Origin of the sequence: Hominimerdicola alba (assembly GCF_900109655.1) — a bacterium.
Classification (GTDB): Bacteria; Bacillota; Clostridia; order Oscillospirales; family Ruminococcaceae; genus Hominimerdicola; species Hominimerdicola alba_B.
This window is the reverse complement of the sequence record NZ_FOAT01000001.1, coordinates 82,171-103,155: the sequence shown is the minus strand read 5'-3', so window position 1 is coordinate 103,155 and position 20,985 is coordinate 82,171. Positions and strand designations below refer to the sequence as shown.

18 protein-coding genes are annotated in these 20,985 nt (G+C 43.4%); 13 read left to right on the top strand and 5 right to left on the bottom strand.

Annotated elements, in window-relative coordinates; all coding sequences use genetic code 11:
• Positions 1-103: 103 nt before the first annotated feature.
• From BMY75_RS00490 to BMY75_RS00465, 6 genes are all read left to right on the top strand, one after another.
• Positions 104-751, top strand: a complete 648-nt coding sequence (locus tag BMY75_RS00490; RefSeq protein WP_074828061.1) for a Crp/Fnr family transcriptional regulator — start codon at positions 104-106, stop codon at positions 749-751.
• A 127-nt stretch (positions 752-878) separates the two neighbouring features.
• Entirely contained in the window at positions 879-2,150 is a 1,272-nt protein-coding gene (locus BMY75_RS00485) for a hypothetical protein (protein WP_074828057.1), read from the top strand.
• Between the two features lie 339 nt (positions 2,151-2,489).
• Positions 2,490-3,491: a LacI family DNA-binding transcriptional regulator gene (locus BMY75_RS00480; protein WP_074828056.1), complete on the top strand. Its 1,002-nt coding sequence runs from the start codon at positions 2,490-2,492 to the stop codon at positions 3,489-3,491.
• Between the two features lie 51 nt (positions 3,492-3,542).
• Entirely contained in the window at positions 3,543-3,911 is a 369-nt protein-coding gene (locus tag BMY75_RS00475; RefSeq protein WP_074828053.1) for a C-GCAxxG-C-C family protein, read from the top strand.
• Positions 3,912-4,161: 250 nt separating this feature from the next.
• On the top strand, positions 4,162-5,925 hold the full coding sequence (locus BMY75_RS00470; protein ID WP_074828051.1) for a 1-deoxy-D-xylulose-5-phosphate synthase: 1,764 nt from the start codon (positions 4,162-4,164) through the stop codon (positions 5,923-5,925).
• Positions 5,926-5,944: 19 nt separating this feature from the next.
• Positions 5,945-6,778, top strand: a complete 834-nt coding sequence (locus BMY75_RS00465; protein ID WP_074828048.1) for a sugar phosphate isomerase/epimerase family protein — start codon at positions 5,945-5,947, stop codon at positions 6,776-6,778.
• Between the two features lie 69 nt (positions 6,779-6,847).
• Here BMY75_RS00465 and BMY75_RS00460 read toward each other — a convergent pair whose 3' ends face one another.
• Positions 6,848-7,747 carry an alpha-hydroxy-acid oxidizing protein gene (locus BMY75_RS00460; RefSeq protein ID WP_074828046.1) on the bottom strand — a complete coding sequence of 300 codons (900 nt, stop codon included), beginning with the start codon at positions 7,745-7,747 and terminating at the stop codon, positions 6,848-6,850.
• Between the two features lie 284 nt (positions 7,748-8,031).
• Here BMY75_RS00460 and BMY75_RS00455 point away from each other — a divergent pair, with 284 nt between their 5' ends.
• Together BMY75_RS00455 and BMY75_RS00450 are read left to right on the top strand one after the other, a co-directional pair.
• On the top strand, positions 8,032-8,556 hold the full coding sequence (locus tag BMY75_RS00455) for an RNA polymerase sigma factor (RefSeq protein WP_074828042.1): 525 nt from the start codon (positions 8,032-8,034) through the stop codon (positions 8,554-8,556).
• Positions 8,553-10,157: a PASTA domain-containing protein gene (locus tag BMY75_RS00450; RefSeq protein WP_074828039.1), complete on the top strand. Its 1,605-nt coding sequence runs from the start codon at positions 8,553-8,555 to the stop codon at positions 10,155-10,157. Before BMY75_RS00455 ends, BMY75_RS00450 begins: the two co-directional genes overlap by 4 nt.
• A gap of 63 nt (positions 10,158-10,220) precedes the next feature.
• On the opposite strand, the gene BMY75_RS00445 is transcribed toward BMY75_RS00450, so the two are convergent.
• The 4 genes from BMY75_RS00445 to BMY75_RS00430 form a co-directional block, all read right to left on the bottom strand.
• A complete protein-coding gene (locus BMY75_RS00445) occupies positions 10,221-10,961 on the bottom strand; it encodes an alpha/beta hydrolase (protein WP_074828037.1) in 741 nt (246 codons plus the stop codon).
• A gap of 323 nt (positions 10,962-11,284) precedes the next feature.
• A complete protein-coding gene (locus tag BMY75_RS00440; RefSeq protein WP_170844226.1) occupies positions 11,285-12,046 on the bottom strand; it encodes a class I SAM-dependent methyltransferase in 762 nt (253 codons plus the stop codon).
• Positions 12,047-12,151: 105 nt separating this feature from the next.
• A complete protein-coding gene (locus BMY75_RS00435) occupies positions 12,152-13,255 on the bottom strand; it encodes an SLC13 family permease (RefSeq protein ID WP_074828035.1) in 1,104 nt (367 codons plus the stop codon).
• Positions 13,256-13,436: 181 nt separating this feature from the next.
• Positions 13,437-13,667, bottom strand: a complete 231-nt coding sequence (locus tag BMY75_RS00430) for an HPr family phosphocarrier protein (RefSeq protein ID WP_024856564.1) — start codon at positions 13,665-13,667, stop codon at positions 13,437-13,439.
• 229 nt (positions 13,668-13,896) lie between these two features.
• On the opposite strand from BMY75_RS00430, the gene mtaB reads away from it, so the two are divergent.
• From mtaB to BMY75_RS00400, 5 genes are all read left to right on the top strand, one after another.
• Positions 13,897-15,204: a tRNA (N(6)-L-threonylcarbamoyladenosine(37)-C(2))-methylthiotransferase MtaB gene (gene mtaB / locus BMY75_RS00425; RefSeq protein WP_074828032.1), complete on the top strand. Its 1,308-nt coding sequence runs from the start codon at positions 13,897-13,899 to the stop codon at positions 15,202-15,204.
• A 529-nt stretch (positions 15,205-15,733) separates the two neighbouring features.
• Entirely contained in the window at positions 15,734-15,970 is a 237-nt protein-coding gene (locus BMY75_RS00420; RefSeq protein ID WP_074828030.1) for a hypothetical protein, read from the top strand.
• Between the two features lie 1,097 nt (positions 15,971-17,067).
• Positions 17,068-18,720, top strand: coding sequence for a spermidine synthase (locus BMY75_RS00410; RefSeq protein ID WP_074828023.1), 1,653 nt, complete (start codon positions 17,068-17,070; stop codon positions 18,718-18,720).
• Between the two features lie 73 nt (positions 18,721-18,793).
• Positions 18,794-19,846 carry a bifunctional glycosyltransferase family 2/GtrA family protein gene (locus tag BMY75_RS00405; protein ID WP_074828020.1) on the top strand — a complete coding sequence of 351 codons (1,053 nt, stop codon included), beginning with the start codon at positions 18,794-18,796 and terminating at the stop codon, positions 19,844-19,846.
• Positions 19,833-20,984, top strand: a complete 1,152-nt coding sequence (locus BMY75_RS00400; protein ID WP_074828016.1) for a phosphodiester glycosidase family protein — start codon at positions 19,833-19,835, stop codon at positions 20,982-20,984. The genes BMY75_RS00405 and BMY75_RS00400 overlap by 14 nt, the downstream gene beginning before the upstream one ends.
• The last annotated feature ends 1 nt before the right edge of the window (position 20,985 follow it).

Here is a 20,985-nt window from a genome sequence, read left to right as displayed (position 1 = left end):
TACAAAAAAATGTGAATGTCTGTTGCAAAAGCAACATTTTTGTGATATAATACAAGATATAGTATCTCTTTTGAAATTTCATCACATTATGGAGTGAACAAGAATGAGTGAAACATTGACAGGATACGGCTTTGCAGCTGATAAAGAGGGAAGTATCGCCGAATGCATTGGCGCACATACCCACAATTATTCAAAGGGGGAGATGATACTAAGGAATCTCAGCGATACTTTTTCCGAAACAGCAATAGTCAACGCAGGCACAGTACTTATTGTCAATATCAGCAGTGACGGTCAGAAAAGCATACTGGATATCTGCCAAAAGGGCGATGCATTCGGATGCGGAGTTTTCCAAAAGATAGGACTCGATGCCTGCTGTGCCATAGCAGGGAGCGTCTGCAGCGTGTCATATATAAGTTATGACAGACTTCTCGACGGGTGTGAGAAAAAATGCAGCAGACACGGTGTATTCATAGATAGTATAATAGGTGGTGCAGCACGAAGATATGCCGCCCACATGGATATCCTCAGCCGCCGCACCATACGAGAAAAACTCATCGCCGCTTTCTGCTTTTTTCTCGATACCCAAAAACGCTCACAACAGAAACTTCCGGTGTCGCTTTCAGAACTTGCGGATTACCTCTGCTGCGACAGAAGCGCTATGATGCGTGAAATAAAGCGCCTTAACGATGATTGCATACTGCGCTCCCACGGCAGCAGGATAACGCTTCTTTCCGATATATCGATACTGTGAACATATCAACTTTTTCAGACTTATACAAAATCTTTCATTCAGCTCTTGACTTATACGGATAAATGTTGTATAATGTATAAGTTAAAGTCTGTTTTCATAAAAAAGCAGGAAAGGATCTGGAATTAAAATGAATAAATTCAAAAAGGTACTGGCTGCAATTTCAGCAGCAGCTATGATGTTTACTATGTCGGGATGTTCCGATACAAGATACGTTATGACATACAATGGCGGAGAAAAAGTCAATGCAGGTGTTTACATCTACAATCTGTATTCTGAGATGTCCTACGAACTTACGATGTCTTACTATTCAACAGGTCAGGCTATCATAGACCTTGACAGCGACAGAGATGGTAAGAAGCTTCGTGATTATCTGGTTGAACAGGCAAGAAAAGACACCAAGGAATGCGTAGCTATAACACACAAGTTCAATGAGCTCGGTCTTGAGCTTACCGATGAAGAACTTCAAAGCATAAACGACAATATTAAGAGCATCTGGGATGCAAGCGGCGACCTGATGGAGGAAGAGGGTATTTCCAAGGAATCCGTCAGGACAGTTCTGAAAGCTCAGACAATGCGTACAAGACTCTTCGATTACTACTACGCAGCAGACGGCAAGGAAGCTGTGACCGATGATGATCTGAAGAAGTACGTTGAAGATAACTACGTAAGATATAAGGCTATAAGGATCTCAAAATCTTACGCCGAGGACGCTGAAGAGGCTGAAAAGGAGAACAAGGAAAACGAAGCTACTCGTGATGAATTCCTTGCAAAAGCCGAAGGTCTCTCATACGACGAGTTCGATGCTCTGATCAAAGAGTACAACGAATACGCACAGGCAAAGCTTGATGCTGAAACTTCCGCTGAGGAAGACAGCGCTGCCGAAGAAGATAATATTGTAGGTCCTATGCCTTCAGATGATACTGCAGCTGCAGTTGATGCACCCGAAGACGAAAGCACAGCTGAGGATGCAGGTCTTGAAGAAACTGAGGCTTCTGATGAATCTGCTGAAACTGTTGAGGCAGATGATCTCGCCACCGACAGTGAGGACGATGCAGAAAATTCCAACGATACAATGTATGATCTCGGACAGGAAGATGCTAAAGAATCCGATACAGGAAAGCTTGCAGCTTTCATCAACGGTCTGGAGATCGGCAAGGCAGCAGCTTATGATGACGACGGCTTCTACTATATAGTAATTAAAGGCGACGTTACCGAAAACAGTGCAAAATATGCTACTGATAATCGTGAAACTCTTGTTAACAATATGAAAGGCGACGAGTTCCAGGGTAAGATCGACAGTTGGGTAGAAGAGATAGACATCAAAGAAAACGCAGATGCAATAAAGAAATACACCGCTCAGGTAGTATACGACAAGCAGAACGATTTCTACAATAAATAAGATATATACATATCACCGGTATCAACATGATATCGGTGATTTTTTCATCTGCGATAGAATTGCCAAATATCATTTTTATAAATTTGATAATGTCAATAATTTATCAATCACGATACTTTGAAATATTTACCATAGAATCATTATATAACGAATAATTTTTAACAATTTCATTAACCATGCAAATACGCCGTTTTGCCGCTTATTTCCGCCTTACAATACAACTTGCCAATCAGAATTTACATTAATTTTATCAAATTTGAAGAAAACTCTTGACAAATTGACGAAAATTGTTTATAATAAAGTTAATATTAAGTTATAACAATCAAAGGAGTGATAACAATGAAAAAACCTGTTACCCTGATAGATATCGCTAAAGCCTGCAACACCAGCAACGTTACCGTTTCAAAGGCGCTTGCTGATAAGAGCGGTGTTAGTGATGAGCTGAGAGCTAAGATCAAACAGGTGGCTGAAGAAATGGGCTATGTGCCCTCTAAGACTGTGACCTCGCGCAAGAAGAGCAATATCGGTGTCCTCATACCAGAAAAGTATGTGGGACTCAGCGGCTCTTTCTACTGGACACTGTACAACAGCCTTGTACAAAGATTGAAGAGAGAGAACCTGTACTGCGTCATCGAGAATCTTGAGTACAAGGACGAGGAGAATCTGGTACTGCCTAATATCGTAACCGACAGAAAGATATCTGCCCTTATCTCGCTGGGTGAGATTTCCCACGTATATGCTCAGAATCTTTCCGAGAATGTTGAGCATCTTATTCTGCTGGACTACTATGTTCCCGGTCTTAAGGTTGACTCCATAGTTACCAACGGCTACAACGGCGGATACAAGCTTGCAAACTATCTCATAAGCCTTGGTCACAGACGTATCGGCTTTATCGGCTCAAAGAAAGCTACATCCAGCATATTCGACAGATACATGGGCTACCTCAAAGCACTTATCGAGCATGATCTTGAGATACGTGACGATTGGATAATCGATGACAGGGACAAGTATTCCGATCCTATCGACCTTGTATTCCCGAAGGATATGCCTACTGCTTTTGTCTGCAACTGTGATGAAGTCGCTTTCCAGACCATCAAGCAGCTGCGTGAGCACGGTTATTCCGTTCCCGAGGACGTATCTGTTGTTGGCTACGATAACTATCTTATATCGGAAGTCAGCGACCCGACCATAACTACCATCAGCATAGATGCAGAGTATATGGCTGAGCTTACTGTAAATACGCTGATACAGCGTCTAAATGACCCCAGCACCATATACCGTATGCGTACCATCGAGGGCGACCTTGTTATAAAGAACTCGGTACTGCCACTGAACAGATAATGAACTTAAGACCGCAGACAACACTCTGCGGTCTTTGCATGGAGGAAAGAGATGAATAAAAAAAGTGATCTGGCAATAGAGAACCACAAAAACGGTCAGAGCTGTTCAAGCGCTGTTCTTTGTGCTTTCATCGATGATGCAGGAATGACCGTTGATGAAGCCTGGAATGCTGCTATGCGCTATGCAGGAGGCAAAATGGACAAATGCGGAGCTGTGCTCGCAGCCGAGCTCGTTCTTAAAAGGAAATACGGTGAAGAGATAGCTTCAAAGAAAATAGCTGAACTTGAAAAGCGATTCATGGAAATGAACTCATCGCTGATGTGCCGCGAACTTAAGGGAATCGGTACAGGCAATGTACTAAGGACCTGCCGCGGCTGTGTAACTGATGCAGCTGTTATACTTGAAGATCTGCTGAAATAATTCACGATCCGACTTATAGAGCGATTAACGGCAGCTTGATAATGTCTATACTTTCACGGAAGATACTTCGTTATGAGGTATCTTCCTGTTTTTATAATGAGATTTCTTATATAGACATATAAGGTCGGCTTCTATAGGTTTATACAATTTTTCTGAAAATATGTTATAGTTTTGGAATGAGGGATTGTGCTACAATATTACAGCAGAAGGACAGATAATTATGGAATTATGAAAAGAGAGGTATTTGCATATGTACGAGATCCTTGACAGGGTAAACTCTCCCGAGGACGTTAAAAAGCTGGATATCAACGAGCTGAAAGGACTTGCGCAGGACATAAGAGACGCTATGATGAACCGTCTTTCCAAGCGCGGCGGTCATTTTGGTCCTAACTTCGGTATAGTTGAAACGACAATAGCTATGCACTATGTTTTTGATTCACCGAAGGATAAAATCGTTTTTGACGTTTCTCACCAGTGCTACCCCCACAAGATACTCACTGGAAGAAAGCTGGGCTACATATCCGATGAACATTTCGGTGATGTATCGGGCTACACAAATCCCGAGGAAAGCGCACATGATTTCTTCAACATCGGTCACACCTCAACATCTGTGAGCCTGGCGGCAGGTCTTGCAAAGGGCAGAGACCTCACAGGCGGCAAGGAGAATATCATCGCTGTTATCGGCGATGGTTCCCTCAGCGGCGGTGAAGCTCTGGAGGGTATCGACTTCGCAGGGGAGATGGACAGCAACTTTATCATCGTTGTAAATGATAATGATATGTCCATTGCGGAGAACCACGGAGGTATGTACAAGAACCTGAAAGCTTTGCGTGATGGCAACGGCAAGGCTGAAACAAATCTGTTCACAGCTATGGGTCTTGACTATGTTTTCGTGGCTGACGGCAACGATATCGAACAGCTTATAGAAGCCTTTAAGGGTGTTAAGGATTCCACAAAGCCTGTTGTAGTGCATATCGTCACCAAGAAAGGCAAGGGTTATCCCATCGCAGAAAACAACAAGGAAAACTGGCACTGGTCTATGCCATTTGACCCCGAAACAGGAAAATCTACCGTAAACTGGGGCAATGGAGAGAACTATGGTTCACTGACAGCTGATTATCTTACCAAAAAGATGGATAAGGACAAGTCGGTGTGTGCAATTACAGCGGCAACTCCAATGGTGTTCGGATTTGACGAGAAGCTGCGTGAGAAGTACAAAAATCAGTTTTTCGATGTTGGCATAGCAGAGGAAACTGCCACCGCACTGGCTTCGGGTATTGCCAGAAACGGTGGAAAACCTGTGTTCGGCGTGAACAGCACCTTTATGCAGAGAACTTACGACCAGATAATGCAGGACGTTTGTCTTAACAGTTCGCCTGTGACATTCCTTGTGTTCTCGGCTTCGGTGTACGGCATGAGTGATGTTACGCATATCGGTATCTACGATATACCCATGATATCCAATATCCCGGGGCTTGTATACCTTGCACCTACCTGTGCAGAGGAATACATTGCAATGCTTGACTGGTTCCTCGAGCAGAATACCTATCCTGTGGCTATACGTGTTCCCGGAAACGGAGTTGTTCATACTGACAGGGAAATACCCACTGATTACAGCGAGCTGAACAAGTCAGAGATGGTCAAACAAGGTGAAAAAGCAGCTGTTATCGCTGTGGGCGGTTTCTATCAGATAGGTGAAAAGACAGTTGAGATACTGGCAGAGCAGGGGATCAATGCTGCGCTGATAAATCCCAGATTCGTAACAGGGCTTGATATACCGATGCTGGATACCCTCAAGGAGAAGTGCAAAGTGGTCATCACACTTGAGGATGGTTCTCTCGACGGCGGTTTCGGTCAGAAGATCGCTGCATATTTCGGCGGCAGCGATGTTAATGTCAGATGCTACGGACTTGGCAAGGAGTTCTACGACAGATACAATGCCAGTGAGCTTCTTGACAATCTTGGTATAACCCCGGAGAAGATAGCTTCTGACATCATCGGAATGCTGAAATAATCTTACAGGAGGCATAGTCATGAGACTTGGTACATCATCCCCGCTAAGACACTCATCTGCTGAGGAATGGGCAAAAAATCTCTGTGCGTTAGGGTGTTCGGCAGTGGTTTTTCCCATCCGGAGCAATGAGCCAATCGACCGTATCGACGAATACAAAAATGCGGCAGAGAAGTACGGTCTTATGATAGCTGAGGTGGGGATATGGAGAAATGCTCTCGCCGCCGATGAGCAGGAGAGACGCAAAAATCTCGACTACTGTATAGAGCAGTTAAGGCTGGCAGACTATCTCGGGGCAAGGTGTGCTGTGAATGTGGCAGGAGCTTTCGGTGAACGCTGGGACGGCGGATACAAAGCTAATTTCACCGATGAAGCATGGAAGAAAACGGTATCAATGGTGCAGTACATAATTGATACTGCGAATGTACGCAACACATACTTCACCCTTGAACCCATGCCGTGGATGATACCCACAAGTCCCAAAGAATATCTGCGTCTTATTGAAATGGTAGACCGTAACAGGTTCGCTGTACATCTTGATGCTGTAAATATGATCAATTCGGCAGATCGGTATTTCGGCATGGAAGAATTCATCAACGAATGTGCAGAGCTTCTGGGCGGGCGCATAAGAAGCTGTCATGTAAAGGACATTCACCTGAAGCAGGAGTATACTCTTCAGCTTGAAGAATGCGCTCCCGGTCTGGGAGAATTCCCGCTAAGATACTACGCCGAGGCGATGAACAAGCTGGACAGTGATATGCCGATGATACTTGAACATCTCAATACGGACGAGGAATATCTGAAATATCTTGCCTATTTAAAGGGGCAGTTAAATGGGCTTTACAAGGTATTATGATATCATATTTTTGAACTTATGAAAGATAAGAACGACCTCTTTGGTTTGAATCCAAAGAGGTCATTTTGTTTATCGTGTAAACCTAAGCGCCGAGTCGTCGATATCGCTGACTTTGGAAAATCCTGTGAAGCTCATGACGTATCTCAGTTCGTCCCTAATATGACCGAAGCAGGATTTTACGCCCTCTGTTCCATCTTTTTCAAGATAGGGGAGCATCCCTCTGCCAACCGCAGCAGCATCAGCACCAAGGGCAATTGCCTTGTATACATCCGAACCGCTGGCGATACCACAGTCAACTATTATACGAACATCTCTGCCTTTGAGGGCTTCTTTTATTTCGGGAAGTATCATCATAGGCGGTACCGCATAGGGAAGTCTGCCGTGATGGTGGCTGACTATTATAGCCTTTACTCCGATATCAGCACACAGCAAAGCATCACGTACACTAAGCACACCCTTTACAATAAAAGGGAGCTTTGAAGCCTCAACATAAGAACGCAGCATATCCGCACTTTGGGCAGTCATTTTTTCGCCCATGCAGATATCATAGCCGTTCATGCCAAAAATGTGGTCGATATCCATTCCTATGCCGAAAGCACCGTTAAATTCCGCAAACTGCATCTGGTCGCGCACCTTGCCATTATCAGCGTATGGCTTGACTATACGCACGGTTTTCGCACCTGTGGCAACTATCTTTTCAAACATATCATTCTCAACCATGCCAACGAAATTCAGCACGTTGAGTTCCTTAGCTGCAAGAGAATACTCTTCAAGACCTGTCAGACTTCGTCCGCCGAAATTATTCAGGTGCGAAAATGCAGGCATGAAGATCGGCATAGAAAACCGCTCTCCCAGAAATTCCGTTTCGGTATCCGCCGCCACAGAACCTACAAGCCTTTCCTCAAAAAGTATGGAATCCATGTACCTTTTATTTATTATGTTTGCATCATCTGTTCTATTGTATCCCATGTTATCACTCCTTATTATATTTTAATACAGCTCTTATTTCACAAGTATATTATATCACCGCTGTTTTGGCTATTGTATAACTTTTGCCCGTGAAAATAGAACAAATCTCCACAAGTTGAGAATTGACAATATTTCCATGGATATGGTATAATCTAAAAGTCAGACTTTTCAGTCTGAATCCTATTCACAAAACGTTTACATTATTATTTTTTACGATCATGTTACTTTTCCGTTTTTAGTTTCGACTGTATATATTGAAACGTTTCAATAGTGAGGTATTCATAATGAATGACAATGAACTTCTGATCTTGCTGCAGTCCGATCACGAGCGAGGACTTGAACAGACTGTCAGGCAATACAGCGCCTACGTATATAAGATCGCCTGCACACGCCTTTCGGACGTATGTACAAGCGAAGATATCGAAGAAGCTGTCAGCGATATTTTTCTCGCATTTTACAATGTTGGACTGAACAACGACTTTAACTTCCGCTCAGTACAGGCTATCCTTGGTGTTATCGCAAAGCGGCATTGTATCGATGTATTCCGCAAAAAAAGCAAAAGCGTTGATACAGTAGATTATGATGAACTTGAAAACTGTATCGCCGCTGAAAAAGACGAAAGCAGGGAACTGCTTGAAGCTGTAAAAGAACTGGGCGAACCTGACAGCACAATATTTATACGTAAGTACTACTTCGGTCAGAAGAACATTGACATTGCCAAAGAGCTGGGCATGAGCAAAGGCATGATAAACATGAGAATATCCCGCGGACTGAAAAAACTAAAAAAGATATTGGAGGGTAGAGAATGATGAAGAACAGATTGAAGAACTTACGCGATCGAGCTTCGGAAAGCGACGCTGATATCCTTCGTGACGACTTCGCCGATTTCGGCAAAGATGCTCAGATACCTGATGATGCCCGAGAAAGGATTCTCTCCTCCGTAATGGGAAAGGCAGGATTCAAAATGAACAATACAAACGGTGTCATAAAAGGACATAAGAATATCACAGAAAACAAAACGGATAGCAATATATCCGCATCTAACGGTAAGTTGAGAATACACCGCGGAGATGCGATAGCAGCTTGTATCGCGGTACTTGCGGCAGGTACAGTGTCAGCTACAATGCTTTTCGGAAAGCAGATCAATACCACAAGTCCTTCTTCGTCGGAGGTAAATACCTCACAAGAGGAGGATATCGGCTCTTTAATTTTACCGAGTTTTGTTGGTAAAAACATCGAACAGGTTGAGATTGATTGGGGCGATAAACTCAATATCGAAGTTGAATACGGGTATACTATGGAGCACGAAGAAGGTATTATCTTCTGGCAAAGCCAGGACCCGGGTAAAATTGTTGAGGAAGGTTACACTATTACACTTAAAGTAAGTCTTGGAGTGCAGACGGCAGTTATCCCCGATGTTTCAGGCAAATCATCTGCAGATGCAGAGATCGAACTGAGAGAAGCAGGCTTTACAGTTCTTCTGAGATGCAAGTACGATGATAACGTTCCCGAGGGCATAGCCATATGCACAGAGCCTTCAGCAGGTAATGAATTTGCTGTTGAAGATATGGTCACACTTTATGTCAGCAAGGGTCCGCTGGATACTCAGGTCAAGGTACCTAACGTTGTTGGTCTGACTAAAGAGAAGGCTATCACGATCCTTAAGGAAAACAAGTTGAAAGCAAAAGTTGAGGATATGCCTCATGACGGTGATAAGGGCAAGGTAATCGACCAGTCTCTCGAACCAGACAGAAGAGTTGATAGAGACACCGAGGTCATCATTTATGTATCCACAGGCGAGACCGATCCCGTTGATCTTACTATAAGTCTCCCTATGCCCAAGGGTCTGACCGGAGAATACACAGTAAATGGCTATATAGACGGAAATATACGTTATACAAAGATGATCTCTGATGCATCTAAAGTTGCCGGCAGTTCGATACAGCTGGATGTTTCCGGCAAGAAGACAGAGAGATTAAAAGTTACGCTAAAAAACGAAGCAACCGGAGAATCGATCGACTATGCTGAATTTGTTGTAGATTATGATAAAAAGACAGCCGATCTGGTAGGTGAACTGAATAAAGACCTGCAGTATGATAAAAATAACCTGGTTGATATGACGATCAGTATCCCTATGCCCGAAGATCTGAGCGGTAAATACACGATCAAGGGACTGGTAGACGGAAAGACACGCTATACACAGGCTATCTCCGATGCCAAAGCTGTCGCAGGCGGTGCGATAAATATGGATATCTCCGGCAAAGATACCGAAACTCTCACAATTTCCTTAACAAATGAGAGTACAGGTAAATCAGTAAACTACGCTGTATTCAACATAAACTACAATAAGAAGACCGCTGAACTTAATGGTGCTTTTAATAAAGACGGTCTCCTTGCCACAATGAAGTGATAAAAAAATTCCAACCAAAATAGAAAATGCTGTGTTATCCAATAGGTAACACAGCATTTTTATTTATGCTTTTATAGAACGTAATATCTCATCCGCGATAACTGCTCGGAGTTCAGGCGGGAACCAGTGTACGTGCCCGCTGAAAACTTTGAGTTCGCAGTTCTCATAGCATTTCACAAGTTTCAGCGAGTATTCGGGATCAACCACAGGGTCTGCACCGCCGTGCCATATCTTTACAGATTTCTTGAATTCCGCTGCTTTTGCAAAAACGTCGTATCTCGGCACACCATCGTAATAAGCTCTTGTAAGCTTCACACCCATGAAATCGAATTCGCCCTGTATTGTGCTTTCATCTCTGCTAAGCCAGTCGTGTGGAATAACAAATGCAGGATAAACAAGGAACAATCCTGCGATATCGGGGATATCAGGTGCAGTCAAAGCCGAAACGAATCCTCCCTGACTTTCGCCGTACAGATAAATATCGCCTGTCTGCGGAAGACTTTTCACATACCCGATAACAGCCCTTAGATCATTCTGCTCAGTCAGAACGCTCATATCCGTGGTCTTGCCTGTGCTTCTACCCTTGTTGCCGCCGCCGTTAAAATCGTAGCAGAGAGCATATATACCGTTTTCCGCCAGCTTTTCTGCTATATCGTGAAGCTCTTCGGCGCATGAATTGAAACCGTGGCTCATTATCACACAGGGATATCTGCCATCAATTGCGGGAATAAACTCATCGATGATAATATTGCCTTGTTCTGTCGGCAGGGAAGTTGTGATCATCGTGAAATCAGTACTTTTCATATATGTCCTCCGAAAAAGCGATCTTTTGATCATAAAAGACCATAAGTTTTCAATAACGAGATTATTATATCATGATATGGTTTTTGTGTCAAGAAAAAAGCCGCGCTCTCTCACAAGCACGGCTTTGCCGAAAGGACGGCACAAACAAAAAAGAGGTGTATTATTATGAATGTCAACAAACGGAACACAAGCTTTTCCGTTTGTGTATATATTATAGCACATCTAATTTTGTTTGTGGGGAAAAATTGCGTACAGTTGATATAAATATTTTAGCCTTTTATTAAAATATTATCTAATCCAAATTATTATACATACAGCCATCTTTATTTTTTCACGCTATGAATAAGCATCTGAAAATTCTCTTTTCCAGCAGGTATATCGCTGTATCCCGCAAATGTACCCGTAACTTCCATGCCGCGGATGCACATGATATCTTTTATCTCTGTTATGGTGTAGACCCTTGTAGGATCGCCCTCTGGGATATCGGGCACTTTAAGAACCTCACCGTAGGCAATATCACAGTTACCGAAAAGCATTATCCTCTTCTCTCTGTCCCAGTCAAATTCGGAAAGAGAGAGAGTATTACTGCCGCTGTCCCATAACCTGACAGGGAAGTGAGCATCAGCATAATCTCCGCAGACAAGATCGCATACATGATGACCGCCTTGTTTCAGAGCAGCTGCTATCCTATCGAATATTTTCAGATTCTCTTCATCGTTTTCAAGATAACCGATAGCGCCGTCTGCGAGATTAAGCACCACATCGAATTCCTCTTTGTAAGCGATATCCCTGATATCACAGCATATGAACTCCGCATTTTTAAGACCCATTTCCCTAGCCGATTTTTTAGCGTCCTCAATATAGATCTCCGTGATATCCGCACCGACCACACTGAATCCGCGGCGTGCAAATTCCAGCGAATGTCTGCCAAAACCACAGGCAAGATCGAGTATACGCTCATTACCTTTCAGCCCGCATAGTTTGATGATATATTCAACTTCACTGGCAGTATTCTCTACCCAGGACATATTTTTGATATCAAGTCCCCAGTTGTATTTGTACCAATCCGATTTTTTTGCTTTCATGTTGTTCTCCTTTCAGATCTTTGATTCTAAATCATATCATACCTCAAAAAGTATTGGCTGTCAATACAAAACGGCATTTCCTTATTTTGGAAATACCGTCTTTGTTTATATAAGTGTTATCAGCATCTGAAGCAGCAGAAGAGTTATCAGCATACCGAAATTAATTACCGAGAAAACTGCAATATATCTCACCGAATCTGCGCCCTCGGTCTTTCTGTAAAACTGAAAAGAAATAAGGCTTGCCAGTGAAGCTATAAGCGTTCCAAGTCCGCCGATATTAACCCCAAGCATAAGCTGTGTGCCGCTTCCTGTAAATCCCGAAAGCATCATTGTCGCAGGAACATTGCTAATTACCTGTGAAAGAGCCGCCGAAACAAGAAGTTCTCTGCCTTTCATTATCCCGGAAAAGAAATCGTTCACCGCACCTACCCTTGCAATATTTCCCACGAAAATAAAGAAGCACAGGAATGTGGCAAGCAGTGAGTAATCCACCTTGATAAGCAGTTTACGGTTGAGTATCAGCGCGCATACAACCGCAGAAATAAGGCAGATGTAGTCGGGTATTACTCTGAAAACCGACAGTAGACAAACTGCAAACAGCACCAGATAACCCCATAGCGGAACAGCAGGGAAGTTCTCCGTTTCTGTGCTCTTTGGGTGAGTGCATTTATCTTTCGGCAAAAGCAGTGTCAATAGCATAAGTATCGCAAAGCTCGCAATGCCAGCAGGCGCCATGGTTTTTACAAACATCAGAGCTGTCATATCGTAGTACGCGTAGATAAAAAGATTCTGCGGATTGCCGACAGGTGTGAGCATGCTTCCCAGATTAGCCGCTGCCGTTTCAAGCACAATAGTCATTATTAGGCTTTTTTTGTCAACTCCATTCATGGCTATCAGCGTCAGCGGGATAAATGTCAGCAGTGCAACATCGTTTGTCACAAGCATCGAAGTGAAAAAGCATATCAGCACGAATATCTGCCCCAGCCTGCGAACCGTACCCGCCTTTTCGAGCAGTACGTCCGTGATCCGCTCAAATATCCCGATACTCCTCAGCCCTGCGACAGCAGTCATCAGCGAGAAAAGCTGTATCAGCACAGCACGGTTGACGTAGCCCGCATATCCCGCATCGGGCGGGATGATGAACATAGTCACAAGAGCCGCCAAAAAAGCCGCTACCAGTACAGGCTGTGACTTCATAAATTTTACCATCAAATCTATCCTTCTTTTAATACAGATTAAAGCTTAATCATTATACCACTGCCAGATATTTTGCTCAATGCTTAAAATATCAAGTTTTGTGGAATATATTTTTAACGGACAAAAATCACCACACATAAAAAACGGCAAACCGTCTGGTCTGCCGTTTAATATTCACTAAATGATCCTGATATTATTCAACGATGAACTTCTTGATCTCTGCGAAGAACTTGTCAGCATCTTCAGTGTGAGCTGTCAGCTGAATGGGGTTAGACAGATCAAGACTGAATATACCCATGATAGACTTAGCGTCTACTGCATATCTGCCGGAAGTAAGGTCAACGTCGAAGTCATACATCATAACGATGCCTACAAATTCCTTAACAGCCTGAATGGAATCAAGTGAGATCTTAACCTTTTTCATATTGGTTCCTCCTTACACAATTCTAACTTAAATATCCACGTAGCTTCTTGCTACATTTATAATTATAATCATATTTTCCCAAATGTCAAGGCTTATTTGCAAAAAAAAATAAAATATGGTACAATAGTCAATAGATGTAGTTCACAAAAGCTTCAATTGTGTGACTTTCACAATACAGAGCTGAATATTTTGTACATATCCTACATATTTTGAGGAGAGAATTTATTATATGAAAATATATTACTATACCTTCGGCTGTAAGGTAAATCAGTATGAAACGGAACATATCCGCGAGAAATTTGAGCAGGAAGGTCATGAAACCGTCAGGGATATTGCATCGGCTAACGTATGTGTGATAAACAGCTGCACCGTCACCGAACAGGCTGACCAGAAATGTCTGCAAATGTTAAGGCGGATACGCAAAACATCTCCGCGGGCTGTAACTGTACTTGCAGGCTGTTTTCCTCAGGCATTCAGGGAAAAAGCCGAGGGCCTTGCAGAGTGCGATATAATCGTCGGCACGGAAAACAAGGGAAGTATCCCCGAACTAACCGACAGATTTATGAAAACAGGGGAGCGTATCATAAGCATAAGCGAACATACCAAAGGTGAAAAGATCGACAGCATGACCAACAAATGCAGCGGTGAAAAAACTCGCTCCTACATTAAAATTCAGGACGGATGCGACTGCTACTGTACCTACTGCATCATCCCGTATGCCAGGGGACACGTTCGCTCAAAACCGCTGAAAGACGTGGTCAGCGAAGCTGAACAGAACATCGCCGCAGGACACAAGGAACTGATACTGACAGGTATAAATCTCTGTTTCTACGGAAAAGATCTCCCCGAAAGACCCACCCTGACCGACGTGATAGAGAGCATATGTTCGTTAAAAGGGGAGTTCCGAGTTAGGCTTGGTTCTATCGAACCCGAGATGATACTTGAAGACGATATCAAAAGGCTTGCGGAACTTGATAAACTGTGTCCGCATTTTCATCTGTCACTTCAAAGCGGAAGCGACAGCATTCTGAAAGCCATGAATAGACGCTATGATTCTGCAGAATATACAGCACTTTGCAAATTGCTGAGAGAATATTTCCCGAACTGCGCCATAACCACCGATATAATGGTGGGATTCCCGGGAGAGGACGACAAAGCCTTTGAAGAATCACTTTCATTCGCAGAAGAGATAGCTTTTGCAGATGCACATATTTTCCCGTATTCACGCAGAGCAGGAACAAAGGCGAATGATATGCCAAACCAAGTTCCTCAGCACATAAAGCATGAACGAGCAAAACGTATGTCAGAGGTCTGTACGAAAACCAAAGCGGAGTATCTGTCTAGCTGTGTCGGAAAGGTGTTTGATGTTCTGTTTGAGCGAGAGACAGAAGCTGAATGGCACAGCGGTCACGCGCCGAATTATGTCATGATAAAAGTTCACAGGGATAATTCCGAAGAAACATGGCGCAGACGGATAAGAAAAGTTCGTGTGATTTCAACGGACGGTGAGTTCTGTTATGGTGAGATCGTCCGGTAATAGAAATGACAGGATCAGTTTTGTGAGTTGAAACGGCTAACCAGCAGATCGATCGATGGGAAAGGGATAAAGTATATCCGAATATGTGTATACACAAAACCGCACTAAATAAAAACCATACGCAAAATTTAGTGCGATAAGACGCAGAATGTTCATGCGCTCCATTCGGGGCGCATTTTCATAGCTCCTTTACGCACTAGCCTGCGGCTTTTATGCCGCGAAAGTCCCTTGACATGGGTGCGGGCGGTCTAGGCTTGTAGCCGCAGGCAGGCGTGCCCTGCCTGTGCCTGTTGAATAGACTGCCCGCTCGGGTCCCATGTCAAGGGAACGTGGAATAAATGCCGCAGGCGGTTGTTGTGTGTCTCGGCTTGCTTGAATCGCCTGTGAAGCTCTAAAATAAGCTCCGCACGGCTCGCGGGGCGTTAGTCCATCCGATTACTTGAACGGTCAGACAAGCCCTCAGAGCTTCACAGACGGTTTAAGCGAATCGAATTGTTTAGCACTCGTTTACAACAGGAAAGGAATTATTATGGCTAACGATATAAAGTGCAATACCGATTTTTCTAAGTATCATTCGGCTGTTGCAAGTGAAATGATAATGATGTTGCTTGGTATGGATTATTTACCGACAAAGGTATATGAGCATTTGTCTAATGCTCTGGTTGTCCTTGATGATTCAGTAGGCGAGGGCTTTTCGTATCGTGTCATTAAGGATGAAAATGGTGATGTTGATTACGAAGTTGAAGATATATATTCAAATGGCTGACGGTCAAGGCAGTTAGCCACATAAGCGCCGCAAAAGAAAGGGGACATTCTTTGGGCGCACGTTCAGCGGTTCGGCAGCGCCCCGCTTGCACCCCGCAAGCGGGGCGCTCCGACCGCGAACGTGTGCAAAAAGTGGCAACTCTGGGCGGCGGGTGGCTATTACTTGATATTAGCCACATAAAACAATCACTTTGAAAACAGATATATAAAACCAAAGGAAAGGCAGACCACAAAACGCAAGCAAATACGCGCTGAAAGGGGAATATACATGGGTATATCCAAATGCATGAATTGCTTGTGCAAGTTCTGCACAAGGCTAGATTGTTTATATCAGTCAAAGCGGTTCTATGATCCGTGTTACATTCGTTGCGGATACAAGCTCGGACAAAGTCCTCGCTTAGTGTGCAACGAGTTTCACAACGTAGCACGGGTAAAGATATACCGTGTGACCCGAAAGGGGTCAACGGTCGAAAATATGCTTCGTAAGATGTCAGCCGCCGACTTGATTACATTACTTGGTGGTGGTCTGAATGCGGCTAAAGGAGGTGCGCCGAATAATAGAAAGTGATGAGATAATGGACTTGCTTGTGTACGCTCAATGTCTGCTTAGAAGTAATGACGAATATTTCACGCTCCGAGGGCGTACACTCATAGACACGGAGTTAAACATGATAATGCATGAGGTTATTGACCTAGTTGCAGAAAATGGGGGACACCCCATTGACAAAAAAATAAAAAGATGATATGATTGTAAACGAGCCGAACATAAAACCGCACTAAATAAAAATTTAGTGCGGTTAAGGGGAGCGGATAATTTCCAAAAAGGATAATTATAATTATATGCGTCAGATTATTATACAACCAACAAACCGTAACCCATAGATGTTTTCGGTTTGTTTTTATGTTATATCTGAGTTTTTCTGCCATTGACATCATACGATATTTTAAAGTCTCTGTTATTATCATTCACGATCTACTGTCATTCCACATAATCCGCTTGTAATAATCATTTTATTTATAAAAATTCAATTGACTTGATGCGAAAAATATGTTACTATATTTTGTATGCAGTAAATTTTTATTTACGGAGTGTCATTTATGAAAAACAAATCAGATAACAATAAAACTAAAACGCCGGGTATTCTTAAAAGCAAGCTATACCTTTATCTTACGGAGTTTTTTGCAGGAATGTCAGTTATGGCGGTTGAACTGGGTGCAAGCAGACTGTTGGCACCGTATTTCAGCTCTTCTCAGATAGTATGGACTATCATCATCGGTACTATCATGATCGCTATGGCGCTGGGTAACTATTTTGGCGGAAAAAGTGCCGATAAAGATCCTGACCCAGACAAGCTTTATAAACGGATACTATTTTCGTCAGTATGGATAGCAGCTATACCCTTTATCGGTAAAATGGTAATACTTGGAATATCTGCATTGCTGGTGGTCACGGTAAGTACGAATTTTCTGATATGGGCAGCATTTCTGGCTTGTATGGTGATATTTGTTTACCCGCTTTTTCTTCTTGGTACGGTAACACCATCCCTGGTAAAATACACCACCGACAGCCTTGAGGACAACGGCAAAACTGTTGGCACACTGGGCGCTTTCAATACTGTCGGCAGTATAATCGGTACTTTCGCTCCGACATTCATCACAATACCCACAGTCGGTACAGCTGTTACATTCCTGATCTTTTCGGGAATACTGCTTCTTCTTGGTATCGTATATTTCTTTTCCTGCAAGCGCGGATATATCCGTGTTGCCATATGCACTGTGCTTTTTATAGCTTTCTGTGTTACGGGAACTGTTCTCGGCTTTGCATTCTGGGAGAAATCACTGACATATGAAGGCGAATCCGTTTACAATTATCTTCAGGTAAAAGAGGATGAAAAACAAGCATCTTTATCGACAAACGTGCTTTTCGGTGTACAGTCGATCTACATGAAAGACGGCGGTCTTTCAGGACTTTACTATGATACAGCCATGGCAGCTCCCCTTATGAGCGATGGTGGTGATGTAACTGAAAAGAATATGCTGGTACTTGGCATGGGTACAGGTACATATGCCAAACAGTGCAGAGCTTTTTTTCCGGGAATCAAAGTCGATGGCGTTGAGATAGATGATAAGATAACCGATCTTGCCCATAAATATTTCGAACTTGACAGCGATATAAAAGTTACTACCTACGATGGCAGAGCTTTTCTAAACTCCCTGAAAGGTGCTAACAGAAAAGACCCTGATTCAGCTGTAAAATACGATGTCATCATGGTTGACGCTTATCAGGATATCACAATACCGTTCCAGATGTCATCAGTTGAATTTTTCACGCTAGTAAAAGAAAGCCTTGCACCGGGTGGTGTTATGGTCGTAAACATGAATATGCATTCGGACAAAGAAGGCAGTATCAATGAATACCTCTGCGATACCATAGCTTCCGTTTTCGGTAATGTGTACACGGTTAAGGTAGATGGTACCACAAACCGCGAGCTTTTCGCTTCAGAACTTACAGGTATGCCCGACAGACTTTACTCGTCTTCACAAAAGCTTGAAGACCCCGATCTTAAAAATCTCATGGAAGATGTTTACATGAATATGGAGAGATACGAGGGTGGCGAGCTTATCCTGACTGATGACAAAGCTCCCGTTGAACTGCTGGGTATGCAGGTCATTGACGATTTGATCTCCGAGGAACTGACATACTATAAAAAGCAGTTCAAGGAAAACGGTATCAAAGGTCTGATAGAATAAGATCAAATATTTAAGTATAATTTAGTTTTGCAGATTATAATTATCGTAAAAGAACAATAAGGAACTGATAAGAATGGATATTGACAGCATTTATATCGTCATACCTGCCTACGAACCAGATGAAAAGCTGATAGGTCTTGTTGATGAGCTTGCAGCGAAAAATACCTATAAGCTGATAGTGGTCGATGACGGCAGCAGTGCCGATAAAAAAGAGATATTTGAGAGCGTTAAAAACAAAGCTCAACTGCTTATACACGAATTCAACCGCGGAAAAGGCGCCGCCCTGAGGACGGCTTTCACATATATCAAGGAAAATTGCAAATGCAGTTACTTTGTTATTACAGCCGATGCTGACGGTCAGCACAAACCCGCAGATATCATGAGGATATCCGAGGCTCTGAAAGAACATCCAGACAAGCTGGTAATGGGCTGCAGACGTTTCAAAGGGGATATTCCACTGCGAAGCCGTTTCGGAAATAACTTAACAAAAGCCGTTTTCAAATTCGCCGCAGGCGTTGGTGTCAGCGATACTCAGACAGGTCTGCGCGGTTTTTCAAGCAGGCTTACTGAATTTATGCTGGGGCTTTCGGGCGACAGATACGAGTACGAGATGAATATGCTTCTGGAAGCCGCAAGGGACGGAATCGGCTTTTATGAAGTGCCGATCGAAACGGTGTACCTTGACGAAAACAAGAGCTCCCATTTCAATCCTATAAAAGATTCACTAAGGATATACAAGGATATTCTCAAATTTTCCTGCTCTTCCCTGCTGAGTTTCTGCGTGGATTACGTTCTGTATTCCGTGATATTCGCATTTAGCGGAAGCATTAAACTTTCAAATATTATCGCAAGAGTGTTCAGCTCCATATTCAATTTCATGCTGAATAAAAAGGTGGTTTTCAAAAACAAGGATAATCTCTATAAAACAGCACTGAAATACTTTGCGCTTGCTACGGTTATACTTGCTGTGAACACTTTCCTGCTGGAGAATATTGTAAAATACGTTATCAAAAACGAGTACATCGCAAAGATGATAGTTGAAGTCCTGCTGTTTTTATTCAGCTGGAGCGCACAGCGCAGTTTTGTCTTTAAAAAGAAAGGTCTGACTACTGATGAGCAAAAATAAAAGAATGCCTGTCTGGGGAATGATAGTCACAGATACGCTGCTTGTCTGCGCAGCTGTCGGGACGTTCATGCTTTTTGATTATGTTATGCCCCATAGCGCAAACACCAAGGGCACGGTCGTTGCGGAAGTTGACAGCTCTAACAAAACAAGCTTCGCCCTGCCTAAATCCGAAAAAAATAGCGACGAGACGGAAGCATCCGCAGTAAGCAACGACAGTGAAGATGATAACAGCAGTGTATCGGAGGACAGCAACTCCCCTGCTGACAGCGTTACTGAGGACAGCAGTCTTCCGGAAAAAAAGAAAAAGGAACATCACGAACACACAAAGGAAAACTGGTATGATAACACCGATACCGACGAATACACCGCCGACAAGAACCTGGTGGATACCGTGCTGAACGCTGATGTTCAGTCGGAGAGAGTTGTCACCTATGAGGGTGACGATGCAGTCATCTATATCGACAAAAAATGGTTTGGCGAGGGCGATGATAAGATAACTTATTATTCAGCTGATATCTATGTATCAAGCGTCGATGTTCTGAAAACAGGTCTTGCAAAGGACACATACGGCAAGAACATCAAAGATTCTATTTTCAATATGGCATCAGAGAACAATGCTGTATTCGCTGTAAACGGCGATTTCTATGGCAATTCCGAGGAAGGCATAGTTGTCCGCAACGGCATAAAGTACCGCGATAACCTTAACGATGTTGACATCTGCGTACTGTTCACAAACGGTGAGATGAAGACCTATACTTATGAGGAATTCGACACTGAGGCAGTGCTTGCTCAAGGCGTATGGCAGGCATGGTGCTTCGGACCTATGCTTCTGGACGGCAACGGCGGCGTACTTGATAGCTTCAATACAACCACCTATCTGAACAGTGCGAATCCCCGTTCAGCAATTGGCTACATCGAACCGGGGCACTATAAAATAGTCACCGTTGACGGCAGAGACCCGGGATATTCCAAGGGCGCAACCCTAAGCGAGCTTGCGGCAATAATGGCTGACGAGGGCTGTACCACCGCATATAATCTGGACGGCGGATGCTCGGCTATGATGGTCTATGATGGCGAACTTGTAAATATCCCCGACAGAGGCAGAGAGATAAGCGATATAATCTACATCGGAGGTTAAG